8 protein-coding genes and 1 pseudogene are annotated in these 12445 nt (G+C 65.5%); 5 read left to right on the top strand and 4 right to left on the bottom strand.

Annotated features, from left to right (window positions below; all coding sequences use genetic code 11):
• Positions 1 to 67 precede the first annotated feature (67 nt).
• Positions 68 to 1022: pseudogene (locus ACVIJ6_RS36080) on the top strand (DMT family transporter).
• A 104-nt stretch (positions 1023 to 1126) separates the two neighbouring features.
• Positions 1127 to 2299, top strand: coding sequence for a fumarylacetoacetate hydrolase family protein (locus ACVIJ6_RS36075; RefSeq protein ID WP_456776645.1), 1173 nt, complete (start codon positions 1127 to 1129; stop codon positions 2297 to 2299).
• A gap of 204 nt (positions 2300 to 2503) precedes the next feature.
• On the opposite strand, the gene ACVIJ6_RS36070 is transcribed toward ACVIJ6_RS36075, so the two are convergent.
• Together ACVIJ6_RS36070 and ACVIJ6_RS36065 are read right to left on the bottom strand one after the other, a co-directional pair.
• Positions 2504 to 3763 carry a 2Fe-2S iron-sulfur cluster-binding protein gene (locus ACVIJ6_RS36070; protein WP_456776644.1) on the bottom strand — a complete coding sequence of 420 codons (1260 nt, stop codon included), beginning with the start codon at positions 3761 to 3763 and terminating at the stop codon, positions 2504 to 2506.
• A gap of 55 nt (positions 3764 to 3818) precedes the next feature.
• Entirely contained in the window at positions 3819 to 4922 is a 1104-nt protein-coding gene (locus tag ACVIJ6_RS36065) for a ferredoxin (protein WP_456776643.1), read from the bottom strand.
• Between the two features lie 249 nt (positions 4923 to 5171).
• Between ACVIJ6_RS36065 and ACVIJ6_RS36060 the strand changes: the two genes are divergently transcribed.
• Positions 5172 to 5477 carry a hypothetical protein gene (locus tag ACVIJ6_RS36060; RefSeq protein WP_456776642.1) on the top strand — a complete coding sequence of 102 codons (306 nt, stop codon included), beginning with the start codon at positions 5172 to 5174 and terminating at the stop codon, positions 5475 to 5477.
• Between the two features lie 909 nt (positions 5478 to 6386).
• On the opposite strand, the gene ACVIJ6_RS36055 is transcribed toward ACVIJ6_RS36060, so the two are convergent.
• Entirely contained in the window at positions 6387 to 6848 is a 462-nt protein-coding gene (locus ACVIJ6_RS36055; RefSeq protein ID WP_456776641.1) for an Lrp/AsnC family transcriptional regulator, read from the bottom strand.
• A 140-nt stretch (positions 6849 to 6988) separates the two neighbouring features.
• On the opposite strand from ACVIJ6_RS36055, the gene ACVIJ6_RS36050 reads away from it, so the two are divergent.
• Together ACVIJ6_RS36050 and ACVIJ6_RS36045 are read left to right on the top strand one after the other, a co-directional pair.
• Positions 6989 to 9358 carry a transketolase gene (locus ACVIJ6_RS36050; protein WP_456776640.1) on the top strand — a complete coding sequence of 790 codons (2370 nt, stop codon included), beginning with the start codon at positions 6989 to 6991 and terminating at the stop codon, positions 9356 to 9358.
• A 510-nt stretch (positions 9359 to 9868) separates the two neighbouring features.
• Positions 9869 to 11299, top strand: coding sequence for an aldehyde dehydrogenase family protein (locus ACVIJ6_RS36045; protein WP_456776639.1), 1431 nt, complete (start codon positions 9869 to 9871; stop codon positions 11297 to 11299).
• A gap of 127 nt (positions 11300 to 11426) precedes the next feature.
• On the opposite strand, the gene ACVIJ6_RS36040 is transcribed toward ACVIJ6_RS36045, so the two are convergent.
• Entirely contained in the window at positions 11427 to 12395 is a 969-nt protein-coding gene (locus ACVIJ6_RS36040; RefSeq protein WP_456776638.1) for an SMP-30/gluconolactonase/LRE family protein, read from the bottom strand.
• Positions 12396 to 12445: the final 50 nt, after the last annotated feature.

Here is a 12445-nt window from a genome sequence, read left to right as displayed (position 1 = left end):
CTCGAGATCCCCGAGTTCGACCGTGACCCCGCCACCGAGCGCGGCAGCCGCCGCGCGGCTCGACGACGTGCCGACGTCCCTGCCACAGAAGCCGCCAGCGGCGCGCAAGCGTGCGCCCGCGCGCACGGACCGGCCGTTCCGCGGGATTGCCCTGATCCTGCTCTCGACCGTGTTCCTCGGCACCTCCGACGTGACCGCCAAATATCTGTCGAAGACGCTGCCGGCGATCGAAATCACCTGGATCCGTTTCACGGTGTTCGCGCTGATCATGGTGCCGGCAATGATCCCGGGCTCGCCGCTGTTTTGCGCTGCGTACGGAACGGCTGACATTCCAGCTCCTGCGCGGCGTCGCACTGCTCGGCTCGTCGATCTTCTTCATCACCGGTCTCGGCTATCTGCCGATTGCGGAAGCCTCCGCCACCGGCTTTGTCGCGCCGCTGTTCGTCACGGCGCTCTCGATCATCTTTCTCGGCGAGAAGGTCGGCCTGCGCCGTTGGATCGCGACCGCGGTCGGCCTCTGCGGCGTGCTGATCATTCTCCGGCCCGGCACCGGCGCGTTCCATCTCGCCGCTCTGTTCCCGATCGCCTCCGCCTTCTCCTGGGCCTGCACCCTGATCATGACGCGGATCATGAGCGGCCGCGAGCACGCCATCGCCATCATGACCTATTCCTCGATTGCCGGCCTGTGCCTGCTGTCGGCGATGGTGCCGTTCGTGTGGATTTCGCCATCATGGCAGGACATCGGCTTCGGCGTGCTGGTCGGCGTCGCCTCGACGATGGGGCAGTGGATCGTGGTGCTCGCGTTCCGCTACGCCGATGCCTCCGTGCTGGCGCCGTTCTCCTACACCCAGCTGCTGTGGGTCAGCCTGCTCGGCTTCTTCGTGTTCGGCGAGGTGCCGAGCATCTGGACCGTGGTTGGCGCCGCCTTCATCGTCTCCAGCGGCCTCTACACCGCCCATCGCGAGCGCGTGCGCCGCTCGCAATTGCTGCAGGTGGCCGGCGAGAGTTCGCCGAATCCCTGAGATCGTGACGATCCTTTCCGGCGCGAGGTCGAGCGGCTTGGAGCCGGCTTCCGCCGATGCTAGGTGTGCCCCGGACGAACAAGAACAACAGGGAGCACGCCGCCATGATCGATCTGACGCCCGAGACCATGCTGCCCGACGATGGCACCAGCGGCACGCTGGTCGGCCGGGTCTGGCGGCCTGATGTCGATGGACCAGCGGTCGTCGCCGTCCGCGACGATGGCGTGTTCGACGTCACCTCGGCATTCCCGACCGTCAGCGCGCTGTGCGAGCAGGACGATCCGGCTGCGGCCCTGCGCGCGATGAAAGGCGAGCGCATCGGCGCTCTCGCCGACATCCTCGCCAACACGCCGCCGGAGCGCCGCGATCCCGCAAAGCCCTGGCTGCTCGCCCCGATCGATCTCCAGGTGCTGAAGGCGGCCGGCGTCACCTTTGCGATCTCGATGCTGGAGCGCGTCATCGAGGAGCGCGCGCGCGGCAATCCGGCTTCGGCCGAGGCGATCCGCAAGGAGGTGGTGCGTCTGGTCGGCGACGATTTCTCCAAGCTCAAGCCGGGCTCGGAGCAGGCGATGCACCTCAAGCAGGTGCTGATCGAGCAGAATGCGTGGAGCCAATATCTCGAGGTCGGCATCGGTCCCGATGCCGAGGTCTTCACCAAGGCGCCGACGCTGTCGTCGGTCGGCACTGGCATGGATGCCGGGCTGCATCCGAAATCGACCTGGAACAATCCGGAGCCGGAGGTCGTGCTGGCGGTGTCGAGCCGCGGCAAAATCGTCGGCGCCACGCTCGGCAACGACGTCAATCTGCGCGACTTCGAGGGCCGCTCGGCCCTACTGTTGTCCAAGGCCAAGGACAACAACGCCTCCTGCGCCATCGGTCCGCTGCTGCGCCTGTTCGACAAGAGTTTTTCGCTCGACGACGTCAGGAAGATGGACGTCGCGCTCACCGTCACCGGCCGCGACGGCTTCGTGCTCGACGGCCATTCATCGATCTCGAAGATCAGCCGCGATCCGACCGATCTCGTCGCCCAGACCATCGGCGCCGTGCATCAATATCCCGACGGCTTCGCGCTGTTCCTCGGCACGATGTTCGCCCCCGTGAAGGACCGTGACGCGCCGGGCCAAGGCTTCACCCACAAGCGCGACGACATCGTCACCATCTCGGCCCCGCAACTCGGCCGCCTTGTCAACCGCATGCGCAACAGCGACGAATGCGAGCCCTGGACCTTCGGCTTGGGCGCCCTGATGCGCAGCCTGGCAAGGCGGAAGCTGATTTGAGGCGCGCCCTCTCTACACCCTCGGTGTCATTCCGGGGCGCGCGCAGCGCGAGCCCGGAATCAATACGCAGCAGCCGTCGTGAGTCCGACAGCTTGAGTTGCGATCGCGCTTCAGCACGGCGGTTCGTGGTTATGGACTCCGGGCTCGCTCGCTGACGCGAGCGCCCCGGAGTGACGGCGAGTTTGGAGCTGACAGCGTCACATCTCAGACATGCCCCGACGCCATCTGCCCTACGGCACGTCGCGGCCGCTCCTGCAATGGCGCTTGTTCGCCCAGCGCCCGCTCGCGCACCAGTGACAGCGCGTGGTCGCGTTCCGCCGCCGTGCTACGCCGCGGTTCAGGACGGCGCAGGCCCAGATCGTCGTCGATCGGATCCTTCGGTACCAGCGACAGCGCGCGCTCGAACGGATCGACCGAGGGCTCGCGGCTCTTGCCGGCGTCGCGGCTCGGCTCCGCCTCGGCCGGACGCCGCGCCACCAGCGTCTTGATGCGTCCGATCAGGCCGGACGGCGCCTCCGGCGGGGCGGAGTCGAACGGGTCGGCGTAGAACGTCGCGCCGGCCTTCTCGACCATCCCGGCGAGCGCGGTGACCATGCGCGGCGAGCCGCAGGCATAGACGACGTCGGAGGCCGTCAAGGTCGGCATGTGCGGCTCGATGCGGCCGGTGCGGATCGAGGGATGGTTGATCGGGCCTTCCTCCACCGTCGGAATGATCGTGATATTCGGCAGCCGCGCCAGCTGCGCCAGGATCGGCGTCATGTAGAGCTGCGGCAGCTTCTTGGCGCCGGCGATGATCACCATCGGGCGGCTGCGGTTCTCGCGCAGCGCCATGGCGGCGATGGCCCAGATCGGCGCGAAGCCGGTGCCGCTGCCGGCGAGGATCAGCCGGCCGGCGCCGCCTGGACGCAGGAACGCATGCCCATAGGGGCCCTGGACGCGCAGCCGGTGCCCAGGGCGGATGCCGCTGCCGAGCGCGGTCGTCACGCGGCCGCCGCGCACCTTCTTGATGTTGAGGTGGATGACGCGGCCGCCGATGCGGCCGTCGAACGAGGCGGTCGGGCTGTAGGCGCGCGCCGGATAGCCGGCGAAGGTGAACTTGAAGTACTGACCCGGCAGATAGCTGATGCTCTTCTCGGGTGCGATCATCAGCTCCATGATGTCGGGTGCGACCTCGCGCAGGCCGACGAGCCGCGCCTTGCTGATGTCGATCTCCGGCACGTCCTCCACCTCGACGTCGAGGTCCGACACCACGCGCGCCTGGCACGCATAGATCATGCCCTGCGTATGCGTCTCCCCGCACACGGTCTGGCCCTTGGCGACGTGAACCATGCAGGTGCCGCAGGTGCCGGCGCGGCAGTCGAACGGAATTTCGACGCCGTTGGCCAGCGCGCCGTCGAGCAGCACGTCACCCGCGCGGACGCGGAACTGGCGGCCTTTGACGGTGACGGTCCTGAAGTTCGACATGGGCTACTCCTCGATCGATGACGCTGAGACTGTGGGAAGGATTCAAGCCGCGGGATCACGCCTTGCCGGGTGAGACGCGGATCAGGTTCTTGTTGGCGGTGCTCTCGAACCGGCTCGACCAGTAGTTCGAAGCCATCACCGGCCGCTTCAGCCAGCTCACCTTCGGGTTGCGCAGCACCAGGAACCAGAAGAAGAACGGCGTCGTGACGAGATGTGAGACCAGCGGAAACCAGTCCGGCAGCAGCGAGGCCGGGCCGGGCAGGCGATACCAGTAGTAGGTGCTGATCGCGGCCGCCGCGAAGATGCGGTGCATCCGGGTGCGGCTGGCCGGCTTGTAGCGCAGCACGTGCTCGCCGATCTTGAAGAGGATGTAGCTGATGATGGCCGCCCCGAACGGCCAGACATAGGCGGTGACGATCTCGGCGCTGCCGACCTGCTGCGGCGGATAGTCCGGCACCTGGAACCAGCCCCAGACGAAGCCCGGAAAACTGCCGATCAGGAAGTTGCCGAGGAACTGTTGCACTTTGGTGGGCACGCCGGCGGTCGGCGTCAGCTCCGGTGTCGAGTCCGGGCATGGATTGCTGCAGGCCTCGCAGATGTTGCAGCGGGCGTTCTTGAAGGTGAGCGCCGGATTGGTGCCGTAGAGACGCTCGACCGGATGGATCGGACACAGCGAGGTGCACCATCCCGAACGCATCTCGAACACCGAGCCCATCGCGAATGCCATGAACGCGGCCGATAGCAGCATCAGCGCGGTCAGCGGCCCGTCGACATTGAGCCCGATGCGCCGCATCGGCACGACGATGAACAGCAGGGTCACGCCGATCACCGCCAAGGTCGCCGCGCCCCATTCCGGCATCCGGATGTTCTGCGAGATGCCCATCTTGTTCGGCAGCAGATGGAAGGTCGCCATCGGGCAGATGTTGCGCCACAGGCCCGGCGAGATCGTCACCAGCGCCGGTGCGATCGGAATCAGCAGATTCCACATCAGGGCGATGCCGAGCGGAGGAAAGAACAGCAGCAGGTTCACCAGGAGCACGCCGACGATCAACATGATCGTCTGCATCGTCAGCCAGAACCGTCGCTCGGCCCGTCCGGTGCTGCGGCTGCCGGGCTGTGCCGCCGGTTGATATCTGGCTGGAGCAACCTGCACGGCCACGTGGCTGAGCGGCCGGGCTTCTCGATAGTGTGACGCGTAGTCGTGTCGGGACGAACGTTGGACGCTGTTGTTTGGCATTGCTTTCCAGGACGCGTGTTGTTCTTCACGATCGCGCCGACCGCACGAGCCCCGGATCTGGACTTGTTAGTCCGGCGATCCCCTTCGCTCGTGTCTCAGCGCATGCTGTGGTGCAGAATCTGACGGCGAGATGTGGCGCTTTTTGACGGCCAATATGGACGTGTCTGGGCCATGCTGCGGTTGGCTTGCGGCCGTTTGATCTGGATCAAATCCAGGAACATCAAGGATTTGATCGAGGTCGATGTGCATATCCGCGAGCGTTTGATCTGGATCAATGACGGCCTCCGTTGTGACGCATCGCAGGCGCGACCAGGGCGCACACGCATCGGACCTCATCCTGACGAGCCCGCCGCAGGCGGGCGTCTCGAAGGATGGCTGCGAATGCAAGGGCGGCAGTCTGGCTGGTCGTGCGACGGCCCGTCGGGCAAATCAGGTCCCGCGCTCAAAATGCTGTCCAGTCCCTGCCGCCAAAAATAAAGCGCTTGTCGATTTCGTCAAATCAGCATTACAGTCCGCTCGTTCCGTTGCGTCGGAGGGGACGTATCGCGGTCGTCATGGACGTCGGCAGCGGAATGCGATGGGCGTGTCTCGCTGCAGCGTGATCAGTCGCGCGGACGAACGGCGATGCACGCACGGTCAAGTCGCGCGGTCCTGGCACCCCGATGCTGGTGTCCCGCGCAATGCGCGACAAGCGCGTTGCGCGCACGGTGGCCAAAAGCCGGCGCACCGGGGAGAACGCGAAGCAGCCGTTAAAACCGTTGCGCAGGGAGGGCCGGACGTGTTCGGCCAGACCTGTGGTACCTGCCGCCTGCATTCTTTTCCGCAGGCGGGCCACGGGCGCGGCCAGCGCCCGGCCTTCCCTGCGCCCTCTGTTTGGAGGAGGGCGATGCTGGAAATCAAAGCTCGGACGCAGAACGCGCCGCGAGATCGCGGTGGTGCATTCGCATGGTTCAGCACGTGCTGTCTGACGATGTGAGTACGAAAGCGACCTCGGGCGTCATTGCGAGCGCCGCGAAGCAATCCAGGATCTCTCTGCGGAGGAGGTCTGGATTGCTTCGTCGCTGCGCTCCTCGTAATGACGGAGGTCCGGGCGGGATGGGTACTACAAACTCTCCGCTTTCATCGTTCGCAGCGAAGCAATCCAACCGGTTAAAGCAAGCCAAACTCTTCGTGTGGCACTGGATCGCTTCGCTCGCGCTCGCGATGACGGAAGCGGAAAGCGACGCGGAGTTCTTCACTGTCGTCCCTGCGAATGCAGGGACCCATAACCCCAGGGAGATGTTGTTGCGCACGATGTTGGACCAGTCTTTCCTCACCACGCACGCTGCGGAGTATGGGTCCCTGCATTCGCAGGGACGACAGCTGAGATCGTGGCGATGGCTCCCCTCACACCGGCAGTGCGATCGAGTACTTCACCTGGCTCAGCGCAAAGCTCGACTCGATCGAGGCGATGCCGTCGAGTCGCGTCAGCTTCGATTTCAGGAATGCCTCGTAGGACGACAGATCCGCCGCCACCACGCGCAGCAGGTAGTCCCGATTGCCGGTCATCAGATAGCATTCCAGCACCTCGGGCCAGGCGGAGATCGCCTTCTCGAACCGCTTGAGATCCTCTTCCTTCTGCCGTGCCAGCTTGATCGAGATGAAGACGGAGACGTGCAGCCCGAGGGCCTTCTGGTCAACGGTCGCGAGATAGCGGGTGATGACGCCGCGCTCCTCCAGCAGCTTGACGCGGCGGTGGCAGGGCGAGACCGAAAGGCCGACCTTGTCGGCGAGCTCCTGCATGGTGATGCGGCCGTCGGCCTGGAGGTGGGCGAGGATCTTACGGTCGATGGCGTCGAGGTCGGGCATTGGGATCATTTTGCCGAAAATGGATGGCTGATGGGAAAATATCCCAATGACGTCGGCCTGTGCGCGAAAAATTGAGAATTTTGGCCGGGGCGACGGGATTAAGGTTGTCGAATCCAACACGCCCCGCCGGGAGCAGCGCCATGGCCAAGCCGTCAGCCTCGTCAGACCGTCTCGATATCCTGAACGCGCTGACCCGCAAGGTGCTCTGGCTGTCGTCCTGGACCATCCACCACGCCAACCACATCAGGCCCAACATCGACGGCCTGAAGGTCGGCGGTCACCAAGCCTCCTCGGCCTCGCTCGCGACCATCATGTCGGCGCTGTATTTCTCGGTGCTGCGCCCCGAGGACCGCATCGCCGTGAAGCCGCATGCAAGCCCGGTCTTCCATGCCATCCAATATCTGTTTGGCCGGCAGAGCCGCGAGAAGCTGGAGAACTTCCGCGGCTTCAAGGGCGCGCAATCCTATCCGTCACGGACCAAGGACGTCGATGATGTCGACTTCTCGACCGGCTCGGTCGGCCTCGGCGTGGCGCAGACGCTGTTCTCGTCGCTGGTGCAGGACTATGTGCAGGCGCATGGCTGGATGAAGGACCGCCGCGAAGGCCGCATGATTGCGCTGGTCGGCGATGCCGAGATGGACGAGGGCAATATCTTCGAGGCGCTGGCCGAAGGCTGGAAGCACGGCCTGCGCAACACCTGGTGGATCGTCGACTACAACCGTCAGAGCCTCGACGCCGTGGTGCGCGAAGGCCTGTGGGAGAAGTTCGAGACCATGTTCCGCAATTTCGGCTGGGACGTGGTGATCGTGAAATACGGCCGGCTGATGCGCGAGGCCTTCGCCGAGCCCGGCGGCGAAGCGCTGCGGCGCTGGATCGACAACTGTCCCAACGCGCTCTACGCCGCGCTGTGCTTCCAGGGCGGCGCGGCCTTTCGTAAGCACATCCAGGACGAGATCGGCGACCAGGGCGACGTGACGCGGCTGCTCGACAGCCGCAGCGACGACGAGCTGCTGGCGCTGATGTCGAATCTCGGCGGCCACGACATGGCCAGCATGCTGGAGGCGTTCGAATCCATCGACCACGACCGCCCGGTCTGCTTCATCGCCTACACCATCAAGGGCGTCGGCCTGCCGTTCCAGGGCCACAAGGACAATCATGCCGGGCTGATGACGGTCGCGCAGATGGAGACATGGCGCGCCCATCAGAACATCCGCCCCGGCCACGAGTGGGACAAGTTCGAAGGGCTGAAGCGGGATACGGCGACGCTGGAATCGTTCCTGGCGTCGGTGCCGTTCAACCGCGATGGTCGCCGCTTGAGCGATGCCGTGCTCGACGTGCCGGAGCGGCTGACCTTCACCGCCGCGGCGCAGATGTCGACGCAGCAGGGCTTTGGCCTCATCCTCAACGACCTCGCCCGCAGCGATAGCGCGATGGCCTCGCGCATCGTGACCTCGTCGCCCGACGTCACGGTCTCGACCAATCTCGGCGCCTGGGTCAACCGCCGCGGGCTGTTCGCCCGCGCCGAGAAGGCCGACCTGTTCCGCAGCGAGAAGATCCCGTCGACCTTCAACTGGGCGGCCTCGCCGAAGGGCCAGCACATCGAGCTGGGGATTGCCGAGATGAACCTGTTCATCATGGCCTCCGCGCTGGGTCTGTCGCATGCCATCAACGGCGCGCGGCTGCTGCCGATCGTCACGCTCTATGATCCCTTCATCGAGCGCGGCCTCGATGCGCTGAACTACGCCTGCTACCAGGATGCGCGCTTCATGGTGGTGGCGACGCCGTCGGGCGTGACCTTGGCACCGGAGGGCGGCGCGCATCAGTCGATCGCAACCCCGCTGATCGGCATGGCGCAGGACGGACTGTCGTCGTTCGAGCCGGCCTTCGTCGACGAGCTCGCCGCGATCATGAAATGGGGCTTTGCCCACATGCAAGCCGCGGCGGGCGAGGGCGGTTCGGTCTATCTGCGGCTGTCGACCCGCACCATCGACCAGCCGCAGCGGATCATGTCGCAGGAGCTGGAAGCCGACATCGCCGCCGGCGCCTATTGGCTGCGCAGGCCGGGCCCGAATGCGGAGGTGATCGTCGCCTATAGCGGCGCGGTTGCGCCGGAGGCGATCGAGGCGACCGGGCTGATCGGGGAGTCGCGGCGGGACGTCGGCCTGCTCGCCGTCACCTCGGCGGACCGGCTGCATGCCGGATGGACCGCGGCGCGCAGCCTGCGGCGGCATCGCCGCGGTATGCAGCATCTCAGCCATGTCGAGCAGCTACTGGCACCGCTGCCGCGCGATTGCGGCATTGTCACCGTCATCGACGGCCATCCGGCGACGCTGGGCTGGCTCGGCTCGGTCCGTGGCCATCGCGTCGAGGCGCTGGGGGTCGAGAAGTTCGGCCAGACCGGCACGATCGACGATCTCTATCGTCACAACGGCATGGATGCGAATGCCATCATTGACGCGGCGGAAAGCCTGACCGGCGCGCCGGTGCGCCATCGGAAAATGGCGGTGTAGCGGCACGCGGCACAAACAGATGCGCCGTCTCCCTCACCTGGATGAAGGAGACGGCGTCGCAACTTGGGTTAAAAGGGCTAGGTGCTAAAAAGCGGCTTCAATAAAACCTGACGAAGTCATTCGTCATGAAAGCGTTTCCGGCAACGTCTCGGTGAGCCGGCGTGTCCGATGGGGAGAGATTAGCCGGGACGATCGGGCCCGATTGTGAACCAGTTCACACATCGCAAAATGAATCTGCGGATGTTCGGCGACCGGCCGTGGTCGAACTGGAATTCTGGGAGCCGGAAAAACCTTCCAGTCAGGCCGTGTTTTGCTGCGGCGCAAAAGGAAATGGCGTCAAGATGCAGCGGGGGCTTGGCTTGCGCCGGTCGTGGCGTTGATCCTATATCCGAGCCATCCGCAACCCCGGTCCCCGCATGTGGCGGGTTCAACCTGGGGACCGTTCGTGCCAGGGTGCTGGCCCGCACGCTCCCGCCCTCCCATATGCTTCCGACGTGAAGAGGTTTTCCGATGGTCAATCGCCTGCAATTCTACATCGATGGCGCCTGGGTCGATCCGGTCGTCAAGAAGTCCACGCCGGTGGTCAATCCGGCCACCGAAGAGGCGATGTATGAGGTTGCGCTGGGCTCCAAGGCCGATGTGGACAAGGCGGTCGCCGCCGCCCGCCGCGCGTTCGAGACCTTCTCGCTGACCTCGCGCGAGGAGCGGGTCGCGCTGCTCGAGAAGATCATCGCGATCTACAAGGGCCGCATGAAGGAGATCGGCGCCGCCGTATCCGACGAGATGGGCGCGCCGCTGCCGATGGCCGAGAAGCTGCAGGCCGGCGCCGGCCTCGGCCACCTGATGTCGACGCTCGACGTACTGAAGAAGTACGAGTTCGAGGAGACGCTGCCCGCCTCCGTGGTGGTGCGCGAGCCGGTCGGCGTGGTCGGCATGATCACGCCCTGGAATTGGCCGCTCAACCAGATCGCCTGCAAGGTGGCGCCGGCGCTGGCCGCGGGCTGCACCATGATCCTGAAGCCGTCGGAGTTCACCCCGACCTCAGCGTTGATCTTCGCCGAGATTCTGCATGAAGCTGGCGTGCCGAAGGGCGTGTTCAACCTGATCAACGGCCTTGGGCCGGAGGTCGGCGCCGCGATGAGCGAGCATCCGGACATTGACATGATCTCGTTCACCGGCTCGACCCGCGCCGGCATCGACGTCGCCAAGCGCGCCGCGCCGACCGTGAAGCGCGTCAGCCAGGAGCTCGGCGGAAAGTCGCCGAACGTGATCCTGGAGGGCGCCGATCTGGTCAAGGCGGTGGCCGGCGGCGTCATGCACATGTTCAACAACTCCGGCCAGTCCTGCAACGCGCCGTCGCGCATGATCGTGCCGGCCGCGCGCATGAAGGAAGTGGCCGCGATCGCCAAGGGCGTCGCCGACAAGACCAAGGCCGGCGATCCCCGCGGGGAGGGCACCACGATCGGTCCGGTCGTCAATCGTGGTCAGTGGGAGAAGATCCAGGCGCTCATCAACAAGGGCATCGAGGAGGGCGCCACCCTCGTCGCCGGTGGTCCGGGCCTGCCCGAGGGCGTCAACAAGGGTTTCTATGTGCGGCCGACCATCTTCGCCGACGTCAAGCCCGACATGACCATCTCGCGCGAGGAGATCTTCGGACCGGTGCTCGTCATCATCGGCGCGCAGGACGAGTCTGAGGCGGTGAAGATCGCCAACGACACGCCCTATGGTCTCGCCGGCTACGTCTCCGCCCCAACCATCGAGAAGGCCCGCGAGGTCGGCCGCAAGATCCGTGCCGGCAACGTCAACCTGCAGGGCGTCCCGAACGACCGCACCGCACCGTTCGGCGGCTACAAGCAGTCCGGCAACGGCCGCGAATGGGGCAAGTTCGGTCTTGAGGAGTATCTCGAGGTCAAGGCGGTTGCCGGCTACAACGCGGCTTGACCGGTCTCCGTCATTGCGAGCGCAGCGAAGCAATCCAGGGCCAAAAAGGACGTCTGGATTGTTTCGCGGATCCCGCCCTTGGGCTCGCCGGAGGCGAGACCCGGGGACTCCTCGCAACGACGGCCAGTCATCCCCCCAGCGCCCCCTGCGTGTTCACGTAGAGCGCGTAGATCGACTGGCTTGCCGCCATGAACAGGCGGTTGCGCTTGAGGCCGCCGAAGCACAGGTTGGCGCAGCGTTCGGGCAAGGCGATGCGGCCGATCGGGGCGCCGTCGGGCGCGAACACCATAACGCCGTCGAGCTCGGGGCTGCCCATGCCCCAGCCGCACCACAGATTGCCGTCGACGTCGCAGCGCATGCCGTCCGGCGTGCTCGGCCCGGCATCGATGTGGACGCGCTTGTTGGCGAGCGTCGTGCCGTCGGCGGAGACGTCATAAGCGAGGATCTTGCGGTTGGGCACGCCGCGGGATTCGACGACGTAGAGGATGCGCTCGTCGGGCGAGAAGCACAGCCCATTCGGCCCCAGCACGCCCTCGGCGACAACAGCCGCTTTGCCGGTGGCACCGTCGATCCGGTACACGTTGGCGTCGATTTCGGGTTCGGCCTTGTAGCCCTCGTAATTGCCGAGCAGGCCGAAGGTCGGATCGGTGAACCAGATCGAGCCGTCGGATTTCACCACGACGTCGTTCGGCGAATTCAGCCGTTTGCCGTCGAAACCGTCGATCAGCACGGTGATCGACCCGTCATATTCGGTACGGGTGACACGGCGCCCGCCATGCTCGCAGGTGACGAGCCGGCCCTGCCGATCGCGGGTGTTGCCATTGGCGAAATTGGAGGGCTTGCGGAAGACCGAGACCGCCCCGGTCTCCTCCTCCCATTTGAGGATGCGCTGGTTGGGGATGTCGCTGCACAAAAGATAACGTCCGTCGCCGAACCACACCGGCCCCTCGGCCCAGCGCAGCCCGGTGGCCAGCCGTTCGACCGCCGAGAGCTTCAGCCAGTACTTTTCGAAGCGTGGGTCCAGCGTCTGGATCGCCGGGTCGGGATAGAAGGTGGCAGGGCGCCAGCCCTGGGCATCAGCGTTTCCGTCGGACATTTTCCCGTCCCGTTATTGCGCCTTTGCGATCTCTGCTATCATTGGACCGC

Source organism: Bradyrhizobium sp. USDA 4369 (genome assembly GCF_054056435.1).
Note: the sequence above shows the minus strand (reverse complement) of the source record. Positions and strands in the feature narration are given on the sequence as shown.